The organism is Stenotrophomonas sp. KH_052, from assembly GCF_057838755.1.
In genome coordinates this window covers 559,537-580,493 of record NZ_CM174475.1, presented here as the reverse complement: position 1 = coordinate 580,493, position 20,957 = coordinate 559,537, and the positions used below count along the sequence as shown (strand labels likewise).

General features: G+C 63.5%; 17 protein-coding genes. 4 read left to right on the top strand and 13 right to left on the bottom strand.

Annotated features, from left to right (window positions below):
- The first annotated feature begins 185 nt into the window (after positions 1-185).
- Positions 186-932 carry an electron transfer flavoprotein subunit beta/FixA family protein gene (locus AC3ITW_RS02570; protein WP_012509979.1) on the top strand — a complete coding sequence of 249 codons (747 nt, stop codon included), beginning with the start codon at positions 186-188 and terminating at the stop codon, positions 930-932.
- Positions 932-1,870: an electron transfer flavoprotein subunit alpha/FixB family protein gene (locus AC3ITW_RS02565; protein WP_100434003.1), complete on the top strand. Its 939-nt coding sequence runs from the start codon at positions 932-934 to the stop codon at positions 1,868-1,870. The genes AC3ITW_RS02570 and AC3ITW_RS02565 overlap by 1 nt, the downstream gene beginning before the upstream one ends.
- A 53-nt stretch (positions 1,871-1,923) precedes the next feature.
- On the opposite strand, the gene AC3ITW_RS02560 is transcribed toward AC3ITW_RS02565, so the two are convergent.
- From AC3ITW_RS02560 to AC3ITW_RS02545, 4 genes are read right to left on the bottom strand one after another with little or no spacing between them, the layout of a single operon-like run.
- A complete protein-coding gene (locus AC3ITW_RS02560) occupies positions 1,924-3,567 on the bottom strand; it encodes a hypothetical protein (protein ID WP_489390047.1) in 1,644 nt (547 codons plus the stop codon).
- Positions 3,568-3,570: 3 nt separating this feature from the next.
- A complete protein-coding gene (locus tag AC3ITW_RS02555) occupies positions 3,571-4,875 on the bottom strand; it encodes an NAD(P)/FAD-dependent oxidoreductase (protein WP_489390046.1) in 1,305 nt (434 codons plus the stop codon).
- Complete coding sequence (locus tag AC3ITW_RS02550; protein WP_489390045.1) at positions 4,872-5,864, bottom strand: lysylphosphatidylglycerol synthase transmembrane domain-containing protein; 993 nt, start codon at positions 5,862-5,864, stop codon at positions 4,872-4,874. Before AC3ITW_RS02550 ends, AC3ITW_RS02555 begins: the two co-directional genes overlap by 4 nt.
- Complete coding sequence (locus AC3ITW_RS02545; protein ID WP_217491433.1) at positions 5,861-6,820, bottom strand: glycosyltransferase family 2 protein; 960 nt, start codon at positions 6,818-6,820, stop codon at positions 5,861-5,863. Before AC3ITW_RS02545 ends, AC3ITW_RS02550 begins: the two co-directional genes overlap by 4 nt.
- A 261-nt stretch (positions 6,821-7,081) precedes the next feature.
- Between AC3ITW_RS02545 and AC3ITW_RS02540 the strand changes: the two genes are divergently transcribed.
- Positions 7,082-9,067 (top strand): HAD family hydrolase, encoded by a 1,986-nt coding sequence (locus tag AC3ITW_RS02540; protein ID WP_161994210.1) that lies wholly within the window; start codon positions 7,082-7,084, stop codon positions 9,065-9,067.
- Positions 9,068-9,083: 16 nt separating this feature from the next.
- Positions 9,084-10,283 carry a glycosyltransferase family 4 protein gene (locus tag AC3ITW_RS02535; RefSeq protein ID WP_065722710.1) on the top strand — a complete coding sequence of 400 codons (1,200 nt, stop codon included), beginning with the start codon at positions 9,084-9,086 and terminating at the stop codon, positions 10,281-10,283.
- Positions 10,284-10,308: 25 nt separating this feature from the next.
- On the opposite strand, the gene galE is transcribed toward AC3ITW_RS02535, so the two are convergent.
- The 9 genes from galE to AC3ITW_RS02490 form a co-directional block, all read right to left on the bottom strand.
- Positions 10,309-11,322, bottom strand: a complete 1,014-nt coding sequence (gene galE, locus AC3ITW_RS02530) for a UDP-glucose 4-epimerase GalE (protein WP_100433999.1) — start codon at positions 11,320-11,322, stop codon at positions 10,309-10,311.
- A 42-nt stretch (positions 11,323-11,364) separates the two neighbouring features.
- Entirely contained in the window at positions 11,365-13,671 is a 2,307-nt protein-coding gene (locus AC3ITW_RS02525) for a class I SAM-dependent methyltransferase (protein WP_100433998.1), read from the bottom strand.
- Positions 13,672-13,687: 16 nt separating this feature from the next.
- On the bottom strand, positions 13,688-15,115 hold the full coding sequence (locus tag AC3ITW_RS02520; protein WP_100433997.1) for an ABC transporter ATP-binding protein: 1,428 nt from the start codon (positions 15,113-15,115) through the stop codon (positions 13,688-13,690).
- Positions 15,105-15,854, bottom strand: coding sequence for an ABC transporter permease (locus AC3ITW_RS02515; protein ID WP_197737731.1), 750 nt, complete (start codon positions 15,852-15,854; stop codon positions 15,105-15,107). The genes AC3ITW_RS02520 and AC3ITW_RS02515 overlap by 11 nt, the downstream gene beginning before the upstream one ends.
- Positions 15,855-15,999: 145 nt before the next feature.
- Entirely contained in the window at positions 16,000-17,175 is a 1,176-nt protein-coding gene (locus AC3ITW_RS02510) for a cystathionine gamma-synthase (protein WP_100467770.1), read from the bottom strand.
- Between the two features lie 123 nt (positions 17,176-17,298).
- Positions 17,299-18,669, bottom strand: coding sequence for a pyridoxal-phosphate dependent enzyme (locus tag AC3ITW_RS02505; RefSeq protein WP_100433995.1), 1,371 nt, complete (start codon positions 18,667-18,669; stop codon positions 17,299-17,301).
- A gap of 366 nt (positions 18,670-19,035) precedes the next feature.
- Positions 19,036-19,272: an HP1242/YdcH family protein gene (locus tag AC3ITW_RS02500; protein ID WP_012509964.1), complete on the bottom strand. Its 237-nt coding sequence runs from the start codon at positions 19,270-19,272 to the stop codon at positions 19,036-19,038.
- A 323-nt stretch (positions 19,273-19,595) separates the two neighbouring features.
- Positions 19,596-20,480: an OmpA family protein gene (locus AC3ITW_RS02495; RefSeq protein ID WP_100433994.1), complete on the bottom strand. Its 885-nt coding sequence runs from the start codon at positions 20,478-20,480 to the stop codon at positions 19,596-19,598.
- Positions 20,477-20,842 (bottom strand): DUF4398 domain-containing protein, encoded by a 366-nt coding sequence (locus AC3ITW_RS02490; protein WP_065722703.1) that lies wholly within the window; start codon positions 20,840-20,842, stop codon positions 20,477-20,479. The genes AC3ITW_RS02495 and AC3ITW_RS02490 overlap by 4 nt, the downstream gene beginning before the upstream one ends.
- Between the last annotated feature and the right edge of the window lie 115 nt (positions 20,843-20,957).

Sequence of the window (20,957 nt, the reverse complement as noted above, 5' to 3'; positions counted from 1 at the left end):
GCATGAACAAAGGACCCGGCGCGATGGATTTTGCCGCGCCGCAGCAAAACCATACGCATTCGCATGGTCACCCCAAGCCAGCTAGAATCGGGGTCCCACCCCCGAACCGGTTGCTGTTGCAGGACCGGGCGTTCTCCGCAACTGTGAGCCGGCCAGCGGCCGGCACTACAAGGATCGAGCAGCAGATGAAAATCCTCGTCGCGTACAAGCGCGTGGTGGACTACAACGTCCGCATTCAGGTCAAGCCGGACGGTTCCGGCGTGGTCACCGACGGCGTCAAGCTGTCCCCCAACCCCTTCGATGAAATCGCCTTGGAAGAAGCCCTGCGCCTGCGCGACAAGGGCATCGCCAGCGAAGTCGTGGTTGCCACCATCGCGCCGGCCGACGCCCAGGCGCACCTGCGCAACGGCCTGGCCATGGGCGCCAACCGTGCCATCCACGTCGTCACCGACCAGGCCATCCAGCCGCTGACCGCCTCGCGCACCCTGCTCAAGCTGATCGAGAAGGAACAGCCGGACCTGGTGATCCTCGGCAAGCAGGCCATCGACGACGACGCCAACCAGACCGGCCAGATGCTGGCCACGCTGTGGGGCCGCCCGCAGGCGACCTTCGCCAGCAAGCTCGAGATCGCCGACGGCAAGGCCACGGTCACCCGTGAAGTCGATGCTGGCCTGGAAACACTGGAAGTCGATCTGCCGGCCGTGGTCACCACCGACCTGCGCCTGAACGAGCCGCGCTTCATCAAGCTGCCGGACATCATGAAGGCCAAGGCCAAGCCGCTGGAGACCCTGCAGCTGGCCGACCTCGGCGTTGAAGCCGCCGACACCTTCAAGACCACCCAGTACGCAGCGCCGTCCAAGCGCAGCAAGGGTGTGATGGTCAAGGACGCAGCCGAACTGGTTGCCGCACTCAAGCAGAAGGGGTTGCTGTAATGAGCAGGATTCTCGTCATCGCCGAGCACCACGACGGTAAGCTCAACGCCGCTACCGCCAAGACCGTCAGCGCTGCTGCCGCCATCAGCGGTGCCAGCATCGACGTGCTGGTGCTGGCCGCCGACCCGGCCGCCGTTGCCGCCGAGGCCGCGAAGATCGCTGGCGTCGCCAAGGTCCTGACCGTGGCCAGCGCTGCCAATGCGCAGGCCATCGCCCAGGTGCTGGCGCCGCAGATCGCGCAGCTGGCCAAGGGTTACACCCACGTGTTCGGCCCGTCGACCACCTTCGGCAAGGACCTGATGCCGTGTGTGGCCGCCCTGCTCGGCGTCAACCAGGTCTCCGACCTGATGAGCGTTGAAGGTAGCCACACCTTCAAGCGTCCGATCTACGCCGGCAACGCGATCATCACCGTGGAAGCCCCGGCCGATCAGATCGTGGTCGCCACCGTGCGTGCAGCCTCGTGGCCGGAAGCCGCCCAAGGCGGCAGCGCCGCGATTGAAGCCGCCAGTGTCGATGCCGCGCTGCCGGGCCACACCCGCTTCGTCGGCCTAGCCGCCGGTGCCAGCGACCGCCCGGACCTGCAGAGCGCCAAGCGTGTGGTCTCCGGTGGTCGTGGTGTCGGTTCGGAAGAGAACTTCAAGGTCATCTTCCAGCTGGCCGACAAGCTCGGTGCCGCCGTCGGTGCTTCGCGTGCGGCGGTCGATGCCGGCTACGTGCCCAGCGACCTGCAGGTCGGCCAGACCGGCAAGATCATCGCGCCGGAACTGTACGTGGCCGTTGGCATCAGTGGTGCAATCCAGCACCTGACCGGCATCAAGGATGCCGGCACGATCGTGGCGATCAACAAGGACGGCGACGCGCCGATCTTCGAGATTGCCGATATCGGCCTGGTGGGGGATCTGTTTGCGATCCTGCCAGAGCTGGAAAAAGCGCTCTGATCTGCTGAAAGTGAAGGTCGGCCCCGACAGGGCCGGCCTCTTTCATGCAGTGCTCAACGATCGATGTAGCGACCGGCGTCTGCCGTTTCCGCACCACCCAGCAGGCGCAGCATCAACATCACGCCAAATGCGATGTAGGCTGCCGCCTCCAACGTCGCCAGCAGGGACGGATAGTTCACACCCAATGCCACGATGTGATGGACCCTTTCCGGGCTGAAAAGCACTTTGCCGAAGATGCCCGCCATGTCCCCGACCTCGCCGGTTCCCCAACCCACCAACAGGAGGATCGACGCCAGCCAGACACCCGCGGCACGCCAACGGTCCTCAGCTTCGGCCACCAGCAGCATCAGGGCCGGGAACATCAGCATGGCCATGCCGAAGGTGTGCGCATAGGCCGCCTGGAACCAGGCAGTTAATGCTGCGGTCACCAGCGCGACAACCTGCCAGGCCCCCATGCCATCGGCAACGTGCTTCACCCGGTAAGCCAGGACCAGGAACGCAATGGTCAGGAAGGCCAACGGTCGGTTGATCACCACTGCATCGCCAAACAACGGGAACCAGGTGGCCCAGCCGATCCGCTGCGACTGCGGGTTCACCCCCAGTGACAGGGCATAGGCCGGCACCCGACCGTAGCTCCAGTAGATGGCCAGGCTGGCCACTGTCACCGCGGCCGCGATCAGCAGGATGCGCCCCTTGAGTGCCTGCCTACGGGCAGCGAACAGGGCGATGGCCAATGCAGGGAGGACCAGCATGTGCTGAGGCTTGGCGAACACCAGGCCCAGCACCACCAGGCCCAGTCCGGCGGCCAGTGTTCCCGGAGCGAGAACCCGGCGCGCGCCCGCCACCAGCAGGGCCACCGCAATCACATCGACCTGGCCCAGGACCAGCGAATAGTAGAGGCCGAAGGGATTGAACAGCAGTACGAAGAACAGCAGGCGCGGATTGCCGCGCCAGCGCTCCTTGAACAGCAACTGCAATTCCAGGCACAGCCAGATATAGGCAGCCACGATCGACAGGCTGACCAGTGCATAGGGACGCAGATTCATCCCGATCGACTGCAGGTCGCCCTGAATGCAAGCGAGGGCCTGCATCCAGATCAGGCTCACCGGGTTGTACGGGTAGATCGTCAGCGCCCCACTGGTACCGACCAGCACGTCATGGACGTAGAAGTTCAGTCCGAACTGCAGCCCGGTGACGACCTGCCCGAAGGGGCCCATGTCGATGATGCCTACCTTGAGCAGGGAGAACAGCAACAGGCCTGCCGCCACCAGCAGATCCACCGGCCGCAACCATGGACAGGCGGTGCGCAGCCGACCCAGCCAGCGCCCTGCAACCTGGCGGCGCCACATCAGGATCGTCAAGACAAGGACAACTCCAAGGCCCAGCCAGCGAACCGCCGCCGAGTGCAGCGGACCGCCACCGGCATGAAATACTTTCACCTGCTTGTCGGCATGACTGGACAGAGGCTGTCCGTCCCGGGTCAGGACGTCGCCTTCCCAGCGCAGACCACGCCCCTCCAGTGCTTCTACCGGGATGTGCCGTGCACGCTGATCGAACACCTTTTTTTCAGCGTCGTCCACCAGGACGTAGTAGCTCTCCCCCCAGGTGTTGTACTGGAAGGCCAGCACGGCACGGCCGGCCACCAGGCACAGGTACCCCAGCAACAGGGTCAGCAGTATCCGGGCGACAACCGGCATGGTTCAGCTCCCAAGGATTTCGTGCGCCACTTTGCGACCTTCGCGGATCGCATAGTTGGTACCACGGTCTTCCGGATAGATCTGCGCCATCGAGCACAGGTAGAAGCCCTGTTCCGGCCCACGCACTTCGGGAATCAGGCGGCTGTAGAACTTTTCGACAACCGGTTGCGACCAGCGTGCACGCCACAGGTGGTGCTTGGTGATCCATTCGCGGCGCAGTGCCGGGAACATCTTCTGCAGATAAGGCAGCGCGAAGTCGAGGAACTGATCGCGGTCCATCGAATAGAGCGCATCCGTATGCGGCAGATACTTGGACAGATACACGATATGGCTGCCGCCGTAGGTCTCGGCCCGCTCGAAGTTGGTGTGCTCGATGACGCCGACGAACGGGAAGCTGGGATCGTTGACGTTCAACCAATAGGTATCAGACAGCTTGCGGTCCATCTCCAGCACCAGGCAGACATTGCCGATGTACTGGATGCGCTGCAAAGACTGCACATACTCCGGCGACGCCCAGCCGGAGACCATGTCGGCCACCAGCGGCAGCGCGGTGGTGGCCAGCACCTTGTCGGCATCGATCGGGCCGGCACTCGTCTGCAACTGCCAGCCATCGCCATTGGGGGCGAAGCTGTCGACCCGGGTACCGGTGATCACCTTGCCCCCCAGCGCCACGATGCGGGCCGCCAACGCCTCGGCCAGGCTGGCAAAGCCACCGCGGAAATAGGCAAGACGCTCTTCACCGCCCTTGCCACGGCTGCCGCCACGCAACTTCAGCTTGTTCCAGAACCACACGGCGGAAATCGTCTCGGCGTAAGGGCCGAACTTGCCCTTCAGCAGCGGCTCCCACACCACCTCATAGACCTTCTCGCCGCCCAGGCTCTTCAACCATTGGGCCGCAGTCAGGCCTTCCAGCTCCATCCAGTGCTTGACCCTGCGCGCGCGCAGGGCGAGCAGGCCCAGGCGGATGCGATCGACGAACGAAAGCGGTGTGAAGTTGAGCAGGTCCCATGGAGTGGACAGGCGGAAGAAGTTGTTGGCGTAGTACATGCCAGTGTTCGTCGGATTCACTTCAACCCGGTCATTGAGACCCAGCTCGTCGATGAGCTGCATGACCTCCAGGTCGTTGGTGAACCAGTGGTGATAGAAGCAATCCAGCTTCTCCCCACCGACGTCGAATGCTGCTGCCAGGCCGGCAACATCGGCTTCGGCCTCCAGCAACGTCACCTGCACGCCATTGCGTGCCAGTTCATAAGCAGCGGTAAGACCGGTGAATCCGCCACCGATGATGGCAACGCTCTTGTTCTTCATTTCCTATCCTCGGAAGACGGCTTGCCCCGCATCGAACGGGTCATCAGGAACAGACCGCCAATCACTGTCGGCGGCAGCCACAACATGAAATGGACCAGCAGCGCATAGACCGTCGATTCGGCAACACCATTGCCCATCGCCTTCATCGCCCTGACCACGAAGTAATCGAAAGTCCCCACATAACCTGGCGTGCCGGGGAGCAGCGTGGCCAGCGTTCCCAGCGGCAAAGCCAGCCAGGCTGCGGCGGCAACAGCGAGGCTGGCCAGCGCCTTGGCGCACAGGTAGAACACCAGCCCCTCGCCGGTCCATGCCAGCACCGACCACAGCATCAGGCCGGCCATGGTGCCCTTGCCGGAAAGATGGCCAAGGGTATCGACCCCCTTCAACAGTTCACCCTGCACGCGGGCTCCGATGCGGGGCGAAATGCGCGAGAGCAGGCGACCGCCCCAGGCCAGCAACGGCGAGAACGCGCCCGGGAACAACAGCGCCAGGGCAATTACCAGCCCTGCCGCCGCCAGCGTCCAGATCCCGACGCCGCCGGCCAGCGAATCACTGGCGCCACTGACCCACAAGGCAATGCCGAGCAGCAGCACGACCATCAGCAGGTCCAGCAGGCGCTCGACGAACAGGGTCGCCACCACCACGCCGGAGGTAACGCCCAGACGGTCATTGAATGCAAAGGCACGGAGGATGTCGCCAGCGCGCATCGGCAGTACATTGTTCATGGCGAAACTGCCCATGAACGGTCCCGCGCAGTCGCGCCAACGCAGGTCGGCGTTGTCGCGCGCCAACATCCGGCGCCAGCGTTCGATACGTGCAGAGTAGCCCAGCAGGAAGCAAAACAGGGCCAGACCCAGCCAGCCCCAGCCGACGTTGGCAAAGGCATTCTTCATCTGCTCGACGCTGACCTGGCGCAGCACCAGCCAGCCGAACAAGCCCGCCACCCCCACCCCGACCAGCAGTCGCAGGACCTTTCGGGCCCCCCTCATTCACCAGACTCCGTCCGACTGACGGCAGCGGTGCCATCCCTCGTTTCCTGCACGATGTACAACGGGCGACGCTTGACCTCACGGTAGATGCGGCCGATGTACTCGCCCAGGATGCCGACGCAGATCAGCTGCACGCCCCCCAGGAACAGCACCGCGATCATCAGTGCGGTCCAGCCCGGCACCCATACCTGGGTGAACAGGCGCATGGCCAGCGAATAGACGATGACGAGCATCGCGAGCAACGAACTCAGCACACCCAGCGTCACCGAAATCTGCAGTGGCTTGGCCGAAAAAGACAGGATTCCGTCGGTCGCGAAGCGCACCATCTTCCGCAACGGATACTTGCTTTCGCCCGCAAAACGCTTGTCACGGCGATAGGGCAAGGCAATCTGGTTGAAACCCACCCAGCTGACCATGCCGCGAACGAAGCGATCCTGCTCCGGCATCGACTTCAGCACCTCGACAACATCGCGGCTCATCAGGCGGAAGTCCCCTGTATCCAACGGGATCGGCACATCGGACAGGTGGTTGAGCACGCGGTAGAAGGCGCGAGCAGTGGCCAGCTTGAACCGCGATTCACCTGGACGGTCCGTGCGGGTTCCATAGACCACGTCGAACCCCTCTTCCCAGCGATCGACCATTTCCGCGATCACTTCCGGCGGATCCTGCAGGTCGGCGTCGATCAGGACCACGGCATCGCCGCGCGCTGCGTCGATGCCGGCGGTTACCGCCAGCTGATGGCCAAAATTGCGTGCGAAGCCCAGCATGCGGACACGACGATCACTGGCGGCATAGTGCCTCAGCAGTTGACGGGTACGATCCCGGCTGCCATCGTCAACGAATACCAGTTCAACCTTCAAACCGCGGGCCTCAAGGGTCTCTGCGGTCTCGGAGAGGCGGCGCAGTGTCTCGGCCAGCACCTCTTCCTCGTTGTAGCAGGGTACGACGATAGACACCAATCTGCCGTCCGGATTGTCAATGCTCATTGCGGGTCCCAGGTCCACATCCTTCGGATGAACGGCGCACAGCCCATTCAGGCCGCGTCATTTTCAGCCGGACATGATATCCGAGCCTCGCCACCTTTGCGCTACCGCGGTCCCAGGCGACGCTGATACCATCTCTATCCCCTCTTGCGTAACCCGCACCCTTTCGCTACAGGCCATTCACGACAGTCCATGACCCAAGAGCATTGCACCGATATCGACCCGAAGGGGGTCATGAGTGAAATTGAACGCATTCAGCCTTCGGTGGTCTGCTTCGACTACTTCGATACCCTGGTATCGCGGGGCGTCCATCCGGAGGACGTAAAGCGGCTGTGGGCCGAGGGGATTGCCCGCACCTTCCCAGAGGGTCCTGACGGCCCCGAGCTGTATCGCCAGCGCAACGCGCGCGAGGCCGCTCATTGCGCCATCGACCGTGGTCCCGGCCTGGACAGCGAATTCCGCGCCAGCGAGGTCTATATCGAACTCTGGGACGCCAACCCGGGGCTGCAGTCGATGCCTCGCACCGCATTCACCACACTCGCGCTGGACCTGGAAGTCTCGCTGGAATTGTCTACTCAGCAGCTGGACGAACAGGTGGTTGGCCTGGTCCGGGAGCTAGCGGCAAAGGGCATTGAATGCTGGCTGGTCAGCGATTTCTATCTTGAAACCGATGTTTTCCAGCGGTTCCTTGCCCATCATGGGCTGGATACGGCCTTCAAACGCATGTTCGTATCATGCGATTCGTTCACGACCAAGCGCGGCAATGGAATGTATGCCCGCCTGCTTGCGGAAACGGGCATCGCGCCAGGCCGGGTGCTGATGATCGGCGACAACGAGCACGCTGATTTCAACAACGCCAGGGCCGCTGGACTCCACGCCATCCACCTGGATCGCAGTCGACGTCACGCCCATTACCAGGTGCTGGCTGAACGTGCCGCCGACCTTGCCCGTACCCGTGCCGACGTCAATCGCCTGCTCAGTGCAGGACCCGGCGTGTTCCGCGAGCTTGCGCTCACGCTCCATCTTTTCATCGACCGTCTACATGCGCGCCTGGTCCGCGAGGGTGCCCGCGATGTGTTTTTCCTGGCCCGTGAGGGCCAGTTCCTGAAGCGCCTGTTCGACCACTACCAGAGCACGCGGCAGCTCCAGGGCGCAGTCCGCATTCGCAGCCATTATCTCGAGGTCTCGCGCCGCGCCACCCTGCTGCCGTCACTGCAGCCACTGGCCCAGGAAACCTTCGAGACGCTGTTCCGCCAGTATCGGCGCATCTCGCTCAACGACTTCCTGTCCAGCCTTGGCCTGCAGTCGATGTCTGCTGAACTGGCCGAGCGCCTTGGCGTTGGGGCCGACGCCATCCAGGATGACCTCCCGTCCAGCGAAGTCTTCGCCCGCCTGCGTGCCGATGCGCTGTTCCAGCAGACCTATGAACAGGAACGCCTGGCACGCCGCTCGGCGTTCCTCGCCTACCTGAACGCCTTCGGGGCCGACCCCACAGCCCAGACCCTGCATCTGGTCGATGTGGGCTGGAAGGGCACCATCCAGGACAACATTTCGGCCATCGTCATCGGTGCGGACAACGGCCTGACAGCCGTACAAGGCCATTACATCGGCCTGGTGGCCAGCGGTTCGGCTTCGGCCCGGAACCGGAAGGATGGCCTGCTGTTCTCCTGCGTTGGCAACACCAGCCGCAACTTCGCAGTTTTCAACGAAAACCGAGCACTGTTCGAAGTCGTGCTCGCGGCCGACCATGGCTCGGCATTGTGCTACAGCTTCGATGCCAACGGCCTGCCCGTGGTGAGCCACCAGGAGTTCAGCGAGGAGTCGCTGTTCCGCAGCAAGGTCGCACCGCTGCAAGCCCAGTTGTGGGACCTGTTCGTTGAACTGGATCGCGTCTTCCGCCACCACAACATCCCTGCCCGTGAGCTGGAACGCCTGGCCACGCGCGCGCATGCACGCATGCTGCTGCAGCCAGACCAGGCCGCAATCGAGTGGTTCGAGAACGTTTACCACGTCGAGAACTTCGGCGTGTTCAACCATTCCACCTTCGATGTCGGCGCACATCAACCATCGTTCATCGACAAGCTTCGTTTCTACCTGTCATTGCGCCGCAATGGCGTGGACAACCTCGGCTTCTGGCCCCTGTTGACCTGCCTGCAGCGCGGCGGCCGCTGGGTTGCCTCGCGCTACGCCTCAGGTCGACTGCGCGGCATTGAAGATTGATCACCGGGAAGCCTGAATGAAAATTGCGTTCTTTGTCGGCTCTGCCGACATCAGCGGTGGTACCTACGTGGTGTTCCAGCATGCACTGCATGCGATCCAGGAAGGGCATGACGTCACCCTGGTACTGCAGTACCCCTATGTCGCGAGCCAACGCAAGTGGCACCCCGCACTTGATGTCCTGCGGATCGTGCAGATCTGGGACCTCGGCGAGGAGCACTTCGATCTGGCGGTCGCCACCTGGTGGCGTACCGCTACCGAGCTGCACAAGATCAATGCCGACCAGTACGCCTACTTCGTGCAATCCATCGAATCGCGCTTCTACCCGGACGCGGAACGGCCGCTGCAGTCGCTGGTCGACAGCACCTACGATCTGGGGCTCCCGGTCGTCACCGAGGCGACCTGGATCCAGGAGCACCTGCGGGAACGCCATGGAAACGATGCCCGCTTGGTACGCAATGGCATCCGCAAGGATCTCTATCGCCTGGACGGCCCGGCCCACGCACCGCGTAACCGCGATCTGCGCGTGCTGGTCGAAGGACCGTTCGGTGTGTTCTTCAAGAACGTCGGCCGCAGCCTGAAACTGGCCCGCAACAGCCGCGCCGACCAGACCTGGCTGCTGACTTCCAGTCAGCTGCGCTGGTACCCGGGAGTTGACCGCCTGTTCTCGAGGGTTCCGATCGACCAGGTTCCCGCTATCTATCGCTCATGCGATGTGATCGTCAAGCTGAGCTATGTCGAAGGCATGTTCGGACCGCCGCTGGAGATGTTCCACTGCGGCGGCACCGCGATCGTCTACAACGTCACCGGCCATGACGAGTACATCCGTAATGGCGAGAACGCCCTGGTCCTGCAGCGTGACGACGAAGCCGGCGTGGTCAATGCCCTGAATCTGCTGAAGGACTCTCCGGATGAACTGCAGCGGCTGAAGCACAACGCGATTGCCACGGCCGAGGCCTGGCCCGATTGGGATACCTCCTCGACCCAGTTCGAGGCAGTGCTTCGCCAGATGCACGCGTTGCCAGCGGTCGACCGCACCGAACTGCGCGAGCGCAACGAGCATTTCTGGGCACGCTATGTTGCCGATGAAAACGAGCGTCTCAAGCACATCCCGCAGCATGTCAGCCTGCGCAAGCGCGTCGGCGCGCGCCTGTACCGCATCCGCGCCATCCACGACTTCCGTCAATGGTGCCGCTACATCGGCGAGGGCTGGTTCTGAACCAGCCCGTTTCCCAGGACGCTGCTCAGGCGTCCTGGTAGCCTCTCGGATACTGCGTCTGCCAGCGCCAGCTGTCTTCGCACATTCGCTGCAAGTCGAACTGCGCCTTCCAGCCCAGCAACTGCTCAGCCAGGCCCGTGTCAGCAAAGCATTCGGCCACGTCACCTTCCCTACGTGGCGCAAAGTCCACCGCGATGTTCCGACCCGAAGCCCGCTCGAATGCCTGCACCACCTCAAGCACGCTGTAACCGCGCCCCGTTCCCAGGTTCACGGTAAAGCCACGCGGGTATTTCTGCAGGGCATCGATGGCGCGTACATGGGCCTCGGCCAGGTCGACCACGTGCACGTAGTCGCGCACTCCCGTGCCATCACTGGTGGGATAGTCATTGCCGAACACGCTCAATGCCGCACGGCGGCCAATCGCAACCTGCGAGATGTAGGGCATCAGATTGTTCGGCAGGCCATTGGGATCCTCGCCGATCAATCCACTTTCATGGGCACCAACCGGGTTGAAGTAGCGCAGCAGCGCTGCCCCGAACTCCGGCATGGAGGCAGTCAGATCGCCGATCATCTGTTCCATCACCAGCTTGGTACGGCCATAGGGATTGACCGCACCAAGACCGGCCGACTCGGTGATCGGCGAGGTGTTGCCATCGCCATAGACCGTGGCCGATGAGCTGAACACGAGTTTGCCGACACCAGCGTCCTTCATGGCCCGCAGCAGGCACAAGGTGCCGGTGATGTTGTTATCGAAGTAGTCAAGTGGAGCAGCGACCGACTGGGCCACCGACTTGAGTGCGGCGAAATGGATCACCGCCTCGGCACCACTGCTGCGCAGCAGCTCGGCGAACGCCGGCTCACGGATGTCCATCTGATGGAACTCGGGAGTGAAGCCGATGATCCTGGCCAGCTGGTCGAGCACGCGTGCCGACGAGTTGCAGAGATTGTCCACCAGGCAGACATCGTAACCCTGCTCGACCAGCTTCACGCACGTGTGCGAGCCGATGTAGCCGGTGCCACCAGTTACCAGGATCTTCATCCTTGTTCTTCCTTATTTCTTCGTACTTGCCGTTGGGAAGGACTACGTGCCGAGCTTCTGCTTGAGGCTCGCAATGATCTGGTCACGCGCCGCGATTTCAGCATCCATATGGGTCATCACCTTCCAGCGCGCTTCCAGGAGGTCGGCCTGCCCCTGCAGAGCCTCATCACGCGCATCGATCAAGGCAGTCATCGAACGGATCGATTCATCGCGGCCATCGATCAGGTGCCCCTGGGATTGAATCACCTCGTCGCGTTCGGACACCATCCGTTCGAGCGACGTGATGATCTCATCCCGTTCGGACACCATCTGGTCCAGCGACTGCAGAACCTGCCAACGCTCGTCCAGCAGGCGCGCCTGGGATGCAATCGAGTCGGTACGCTCGCGGATCATCCACTTCCAGCATTGCCGGCTCTGCTCGAGCAGGCGCTCCTGGGGCAGCTGTCGCGCGGGAGCCGACCAGCGCAGCGCCTTGATGCTGCGCGTCGCCGAGTCCAGAAGCTCCACCCCCACGATCGATGCGAACTGCTGCGGCTGCTCCGGGTCCCCCAGGTAAGCCTCATGCCCGCACGCAAGCATCTCGAAGGCAACCGTGCTGGCCATGCGCCAACGCGCACGGGCCTGTTCCAGCTGACCGCCAGCGGCCAGCAGCTGCCCGGCCTCGTAGGCGGCATCGACGATCTTGGTACCGATGGTCGGGCTGAACGAGCGCCAGTCAACGGCAACAACCGCATCAAGCGCTTCCAGCGCTCCATCCAGATCACCGATACGACGCAACAGGGAGGCGCACAGATAGCGCAGCGAGATCGACCAGCGCACCGCGTGTGGAGACGGGATGACGCGGTCCAAGTGCTCCACCATCCGCCTGACCACGACAGTGACCTCCTCGGCCACAAGCTCCTCACGTTCGAGCATCTGGTAGCCGAGTACGGCCAATGCGGCCGCCGCGTCCGGAGCACCCTCGTTCGCAGGTTGCGCCAGCACGCGCCGGGCGATGTCGGCGAGTACCTGCGGATTGCGTGCGCGGAACGGGAACTCCACCAGCGCACGAAGCAGCCAGGGATTACGGTAGTCGCGGGCGAACTCCAGAACTTCGGCCGGTCTATCACTGGCTCCGTAGACGGATTCACGGTAGACGAATCCCGAAGCCAGCGGATCCCGCATCACGACCAGTAGCAACTCGGCGTCCTTCGGCACCGTGTCCGTGCACTCCAGCCCGCAGGGGGCAAATGCACGCACCGCACCGCCCCTGCCCCGGGGAATGCCACCGAGCAGGCTGAAGGCCTGTTCAAGGTACCAACCGGACGGGAGTACATCCTGCAGTTTGGGCCATGATTCCGAGGCGTCGCCACCGTCTGCCACCAGTGACAGCAGCACGCGACCTCCAGGCGAAACCCCGCCCTGCAGCGAATCCAGCACATCCACCAGCGTCCCGCGCGACTTCGGGTCACCGACCGCGACGACGAAATCGACTTCAGGCGCTGCGCCGGACAGCGTCGGGCGAAGGCGGGGATCCATTGCGACATAGGCCGCCTCAAAGGCCAAACGTGCCGCGGGATCGATCACGCAGTAGAGCGTGTCCGCTTCGGAGCGGCGCGACAGCAGATAGCTGCCTGCACCGGCCGCCGCCTCCAGATCCAGCACCCGGTCACCCGGGCGTACATAACCCGCCGCCCAGTGGTACTTGTAGAGTTCGGCGTCGGCCACGATACCCGTGCTGCAGCAGGAGTCGCACACTGCATCGCCCGCCACCACGGGCTTCGCCTCCAGTGCCAGCAGAATCACACCGTCGTCGAAGTTCAACGACTCGAAGTTGATCAGGTCGAAGTAGCCGGGGTGCTTGCGGAAGCCCGCGTCGAAGCACTTCTGCTCCCACCAGCTGCGGCCCTCGATGACCTGCCTGCCATCCCCCTCCTCCACGACCGCCGACACCTGCACGCGTACCAGCAACTGCCCCTGGCAGATCCGTCGCAGCTCGGCGAGCACGCGCGGCACATCCACTTCATCCAGGTACTCGAAGAGGCCGTTGGCCACGACACAATCGAAATGGCCATCGGGATAAGGCAGGGCCGTCGCAGCAGCGCAGGCGAAACGACCCGGCGCACGCTGCTGCGCCGCGCTGATCGCGACCTGCGATATATCGACACCACGGGCGTCCACGCCTTGCTTGAGCAGCTCTGCGACCAGCCCGCCACGGCCACAGCCGACGTCCAGCACCCTGCCAGCACCGGCAGTAGCCAAGATTGTCTGCGCGAACGCAGCAATCGCCGGAGTGTCGTCCTCTGCACCGGCACTCCAACACCGGTCCCAACGCAGCTGGTAGACCGCTACGCTCTCGTTCTCACCCATATCCACACACCCATCGCTAACGGTCCCAATCGGCCTGCATCCTCAGGTCGATGACACCGCCAAAGAAATGCTCATCCCTGCGCATCAGCACCTGGAAGAACGCGGCTTCATCCATCCAGTGCAGTATGCGCTGGCTGGTGTAGTCCGGCCGCTCTTCAAAGGACACTGCGGCCTGAATTTCGTACAGATTGACACCGAGATCACAATCGCAGGTGAACGTGACACTGAAGCGCTCACCCGGGGCAAACTGGCGATTCCAGAAGACCTCGCCTTCTGCCAGGCCTGCCAGGCGCTTCATGTCCTGATTCAGGGTGCCCCATGAATAAATCTTGAAACCTTCCTTGTTTCGAATGCGAATTCCGACATTCAAATTGCTGATTGCGACACGACTCTCGCATTCGACGCGAATGGTGATCCGCTGCGAGGGGTAGTACACGGATACGTTGTCACCCGCCTCGTCCAGCGTCTCCACCTTCACAACAAAGGCCTGCTGGTCGCCGAATGACATGTTGCCCGAGCGCGCCCCCTGGACCGCCTCGTCCTCTCCGACCGACGGCAACGAAGCCGCGTCGGCCTGCGTGTCAGGCGGGAGTGCAGGAAGCGATGCTTCCGATTCCTGCTTGTGCTGGGCTGTCGAGGCCGCGATCTTCTCAGTCAATGACGAGAAGTAGCGCGACTCTTCCTCGTGCAGCAGCCGCCGGTAGCTCACGATCACTTCCGAAGACGTGCCCCAGCCGATCTGCCGGCCATCGCGCAGCAGCAATGCCCGATTGGTCAGCGTGCGCACCGATTCCTGGTCGTGGGAAACGAACAGCAGCGATACGCCTTCGCTGACCAGGCGCTCGATCTGTTGGAAGCAGCGCTTCTGGAACAGCGCGTCACCCACGGCCAAGGCCTCGTCAACGATCAGGATGTCGGGCCTCAACTGCACCTGCACGGCGAACGCCAGGCGTACGAGCATGCCGCTGGAATAGGTCTTGACGGGTTGTTCCAAGTGGTCGCCGATATCGGCGAACCCAGCAATAGCGTCAAACTTTTCGTCGATCTCGGCCGGCGTCAGGCCCAGCAGCGCGCCGTTGAGATAAACGTTCTCGCGCCCTGAGTACTCATGATTGAAACCCGATCCGAGCTCCAGCAGCGCAGCAATGCGCCCGCTGGTACGGACCTCGCCGGCGGTAGGCGACAAGGTGCCCGTGATGATCTGCAACAGCGTGCTCTTGCCGCTGCCGTTGCGTCCGACAATACCGACCGCCTCACCGCGCTTGACCTCGAAATCGATGTCGCGGAGTGCCCAGAACTCACGGAACTGATCGTGGCAAAGGCCCGGCGAAACACGGTTCAGCGCCGGCACGAAGAACTGTTTCAGGCGCTGCCGCGGGGTGTCATACATCTCATAGCGCTTGCTGACGCCACGTACACTGATTGCTATTTCATCAGAGGACATCGGCAAACCCCTTCCTGGTCTTCTGGAACCACCAGAAGCCGAATATGGCAACAACACCGGCGATTACCGTACCCACCAGCAGCTGGCGGAAGTCAGGATAGGTTCCGAACACGATCACCTTGCGCGCATTCTCGATGATGAAGGTCAGTGGATTGAGCATCAGCCAGCCGCGGTACTTCTCAGGAAGCGCGGTGATGGGATAGAACACCGGCGACAGGAACAGCAGGATCGTCATCACCGTACCAGTCATCTGCCCCACATCCCGGACGAATACGCCCAGCGATGCAAGGATCCACGACAGGCCCATGGCCGCAAGGATCAGGGGCAACATTACCAACGGCAGGAACACGACGGTCCAGTGCATCTCCTGCATGAAGGCCAGCTGCGCGGCAAACAACGCCAGGAGACTGATTGCTGCATGGAACAGCGCCGAGCCCAGCGAGATCAGCGTAAGAATCTCCAATGGAAACACGACGCGCTTGACGTAGTTCACATTGCCCACGATCAGACCGGGGGCACGGTTGATGCATTCGGCCAGGAAGGTATGCATTATCAGGCCGGAGAACAGGATGATCGCGAATGCAGCCTTGCCACCTGGGGCATCAGTGCCCCAGCGCGCGTTGAAGATCACCGAGAAGAAGAACGTATAGATGACCAACATCAGCAGTGGATTGAAGAACGACCACGCCAGACCGAGCAACGACCCCTTGTAGCGCCCGGTCACTTCACGCCGGGTCATCTGCACGATCAGGCTGCGATGGATCCAGATGCTCCGCGCCAGCTTCCTGGGCGCATTGAACAGATTGGTACGCTCTGAAATCGAGTTCGGCGTATGGACGACAACGTCATTCATGGATGTAAGTACTCCCGAGCTAGCCGCTGTCTCACGAGCCCAGCGCTCGTTCCAGATCCACCTGCAGATCCCCCAGATCCTCAACACCCACGCTCAGCCGTACCAGCGCATCGCTGATCCCCAGCTGCTCACGACGCGCCACCGGGATCGACGCATGCGTCATCACCGCCGGGTGGTTGACCAGGCTTTCCACGCCGCCCAGCGACTCGGCCAGAGTGAACAGTTCGGTCTTCTCGCAGAAGCGCTTGGCCGCGTCGAAACCGCCCTTGAGCACGATCGAGACGATGCCGCCGTACCCGGCCATCTGCTTGCCGGCCAGTTCGTGCTGCGGGTGCGAGGCCAGGCCCGGGTAGATCACCTTCTCCACCGCCGGGTGCTTTTCCAGCCACTGGGCCAGGGCCAGCGCATTGGCACAGTGCGCCTTCATGCGCAGCGGCAGGGTCTTCAGGCCACGCAGGGCCAGGAAGCTGTCGAACGGGCCCTGCACGCCACCCACCGAGTTCTGCAGGAAGGCCATCTGATCGGCCAGTTCGGCGTTGTCACCGACCACGACCATGCCGCCGACCATGTCCGAGTGGCCATTGAGGTACTTGGTGGCCGAATGCAGGACCAGGTCCGCGCCCAGCTCCAGCGGACGCTGCAGCATCGGCGAAGCGAAGGTGTTGTCGACCACTACGATCAGGCCATGGCGCTTGGCGATGGCGGCGACCGCAGCGATGTCGACGATCTTCAGCATCGGGTTGGTCGGGGTCTCGATCCACACCATCTTCGTCTTCGCCGTGATGGACGCTTCAAACGCGGCCAGGTCGGTCAGATCGACAAAGCTGAAATCCAGCCCGGCGGTACGGCGACGCACACGCTCGAACAGGCGGAAGCTGCCACCGTAGATGTCATCCATCGCCACCACGTGGCTGCCGGCGTCCAGCAGCTCGATCACGGTCGAGCTGGCGGCCATGCCCGAAGCGAAGGCGAAGCCACGGGTACCGCCTTCCAGCGAGGCCACACAGCGCTCGTAGGCGAAGCGCGTCGGGTTGTGGGTACGCGAATACTCGAAGCCCTGGTGCTCGCCCGGGCTGGACTGCGCATAGGTCGAGGTAGCGTAGATCGGCGGCATCACCGCACCGGTACTGGGGTCCGGCGACTGGCCACCGTGGATGGCCAGGGTAGCCAGGGCCAGGGCACGATCCTGGGAAGTAGCGTTGGACATGTTCTTTCCTGAGGGGCGCCGACGCACGGCGCCATCGAAGGTGCGGAAGTCTATCAGCGCGGCCTTAACGACCTTTGACGCGGATAAACCAGGATTCAGCGGCGAACATCCGCGATCAGCGGCTTATTGAACGCGCCGACGCAGGTAGTTCAGCAGGTCGATACGGGTGATCAGGCCCAGGAAGGCATTGCCGTCCATCACGATCGCCACCTGGCCGCGGTCGAACACCGGCAACAGCGCTTCGATCGGCGACTTCACGTCCAGCCGGTCCAGCTTGCTGACCATTGCGGTCGCCACCGGGTCGCGGAAACGGGCTTCATCGCCATAGACATGCAGCAGCACGTCGCTTTCATCGACGATACCGACCAGCTGATCGCCGTCCAGCACCGGCAGCTGCGACACGTCATACAGCTTCATGCGCTGGTAGGCCGTGGTCAGCAGGTCGTTCGGGCCGATCACCACGGTGTCGCGCTGGCCATACGGGCGCAGAATCAGGTCGCGCAGGTCGCCGTGCTGCGGGCGCTGCAGGAAGCCGTTGTCCAGCATCCAGTAGTCGTTGTACATCTTCGACAGGTACTTGTTGCCGGTGTCCGGCACCAGCACCAGCACCTTCTTCGGCGTGGTCTGCTCCTTGCAGTACTTCAGCGCCGCCGCCAGCAGGGTGCCGGTCGACGAGCCACCCAGGATGCCTTCCTTGCCCAGCAGCTCGCGTGCGGTGTGGAAGCTCTCGGCGTCGCTGATGGCATAAGCCTTCTTGACGCGACTGAAATCGGAGATCGACGGCAGGAAGTCCTCGCCGATGCCTTCCACCAGCCAGCTGCCCGACTTGTCGTTCAGATTGCCGTCGTTGATGTACTCGGCCAGGATCGAACCAACCGGATCGGCCAGCACCAGCTCGGTCTTCGGCGACAGCTTGGCGAAGGCGCGCGACAGGCCGGTCATGGTGCCGGAACTGCCGCAGCCGAACACGATGGCATCGAGGTCGCCGCCCATCTGCTCCAGGATTTCCGGGCCAGTACCGAATTCATGCGCGGCCGGGTTGTCCGGGTTGCCGAACTGGTTGATGAAGTAGGCGCCCGGGGTCTGCTCGGCGATGGTCTTGGCCAAGTCCTGGTAGTACTCGGGATGGCCCTTGGCCACGTCCGAGCGGGTCAAGCGCACTTCGGCACCCATCGCCTTCAGATTGAAGATCTTTTCGCGGCTCATCTTGTCGGGAACGACCAGGATCAGCTTGTAGCCCTTCTGCTGCGCTACCAGGGCCAGGCCCAGGCCGGTGTTGCCGGCGGTGCCCTCGACCAGGGTCGCGCCCGGCTTCAGGTCGCCGCGCTTTTCCGCTGCCTCGATCATCGACAGGCCGATGCGATCCTTGATCGACCCGCCCGGGTTGGCGCTCTCCAGCTTCAGGTAGAGCTCGCAGACACCAGTATCCAGGCGCTGGGCCTTGACGATCGGGGTCTGGCCGATGAGTTCGAGGACGGAAGAGTGGATGGGCATTCGGGGACTTTCGGTTCGCGCCACGCAGGGCCGGACCGATGATTATCCGACGGATGGCGATGAAAGTCAGGCGCTGCCGCATGCCCTGTAGAGCCGAGCCCACGCTCGGCTGCCCCACCATGCTCGGCTGCCTGCTGTAGAGCCGAGCCATGCTCGGCTGAACACCCAAAAGGGATGCGGGCGGCCCCGGATCGACGAGGAGACCGGTACCGCCCGCATCGGTGAGTTGTGCCTGCAGGCCAAGGCACCACCGCCTGTGGTGCCTTGGCGCGGCCGCCTCATCGGCGGTGCCGCGATGCCGGGGCAGGAGCGCCCGGCAGGGCCATCTCTGGCCGGGTCACGCCGTTCCGGGCGTGACGGGGTGCGTCAATGCGCGGGGGACGTCGTTGGAAGCGGTGTCTCGTACATTCGCAGAAGACGTTGCTTGGCCAGCAGCTTCTCACGCTTCATGCGACCCAGGGTGACATCATCGATCGGGAGTACACCCAACTCCGCGTCCATGCACTTCTTGTTCAACTTGCGGTGCTGGTCATGGAGTGCCCGGAACTCCGGATCGCGCGCGCGGCGGGCGTCGATCTCGCTCTGGGGCTGATCTTCAAACATGATGGACCTCCTTCGACAGATACACGAACGCCCCGGCCGCAAGGCACGGGGCGTTGTTCATGGAGGAGCGCCGGTCGATGGCCACCTGGACGCCTGCAACGACCTGCGGCACTGGCCTGCGCACGTCGATCTGCTGCGGTTCGCGCCCTGCTTGCATCGGCCCGGCCCTCCCATCGTCCGGTCCGCGGCATTGCGTCCCGGACGATTGACCCTACGCCTGCTCCGGGCGGGGTTCAAGCCCCTGCGTCAAAAAGACCGAACCCCGCCGGGGCGGGGTTCAGGCTGAATGCTCATCGCAACGAAAAACAAACAATATCAAGCAATTACGGGGCGATGATGACCTCGGCCGAACGCGCCCGGGTGGACGCTGCCTTCTTGCCGCTGAGCTGGATCCGGTTGCTTGCGACACCGCCGGCGACCAGGGCATCGCGCAGCGCTTCGGCACGCTTCTGGCCGACGCCATTGGCACTGTCATACGCCTCGATGCGCAGGCGGCCCTTCTTGCCGATGTTCAGGTACTCGGCCAGTGCCTTGGCCTGGTTGCGGGCACCACTGGACAGGCTGGAGGCACCGGCGGCGAAGGCGTCACCATTGAAGGTGAACACCTCACCGCGGCCGTCGAACTTCGAGCCCGGCAGCTTCTGCCCGGACACCAGCTCGGCTTCCTCGCGGGCCAGTTTGGCAGCGTTCTGCTGCGCGGCGCTGAGGCGCTGTTGCTGCTTGCCAGCCACGCTGGTCAGGGCATTCTCGGCATCCTGGCGGGCCAGCGTCTCGGCCTCGGCGGCCTGACGCAGGCGCTCTGCCTCCTCGGCCTGCATCTGCGCCTGCATGCGCAGCTGCTCGGCTTCCTGGCGGGCACGGGCGGCATCGCGGCGGCTGGCCTCGATCAGCAGGTCGCTGCGGGTACGCTCGAGACGGTCGACCTCACGCGCGGCCAGTGCGGTACGCACGGCGGTCTCGGCGATCTCGACGCGGCGCTCGGCCAGGTAGGTGGCCAGTTCCTGGTCGCGGCGCTTGGCCTTGTCCAGGGTGGCGATGGCCTGCTGCGCCTGCATGCGCTCGAAAGCGCCCAGCTCAGCCGTGTCGGGATTGGCCTGGATGGACATCAGGCGCTGGCTCAGCTGCGCCACCATCGGATTGTCGGCGGCCACGGCCAGGGTCGGCAGCGCCAGCAGCGCGGCCAGGGTTGCGGCGGTCATCGGCTTCACCGGCGGTCCTCCCCGGTCGACAGCTGGCGTTGCAGCTGGTTGACCTCGTTGCGGCGCAGCTGCAGCTGCGCGGTGGCGGTGGCTTCCTCGCTGCGGACGCGGGCCAGGTCGGCATCGGCGGCGGCGCGCAGGGCCATCGCCGGGGCGTTCTTGCGCTCGCGGCGGTCGCCGGCGGCGCGCTGGGCCTGCTCCAGCCCCTGCCGGGCCAGCCCGATCAGATCCGGAGCGTACTGGTCGGCATCGGCCTGGGTGGCCTTGTCGACCGCCTGCCGGGCCTGCGCCAGTTCCAGTGCGGCGTCCTGCGCCCAAGCGGGGGCAGTCAGTGCGAATGCAAACGCCATCACATACAGGCCATGGCGCATTCGTGCGAAGCTAAGTCGTTTCATTGGGGAGGCCGTACCGGTTGTCGGTTCACGGCCATTGTCGTCAAGCCGACACCGTGCTGGCAACGGGCGTCGACCGTTTCGTTGGGGAAAA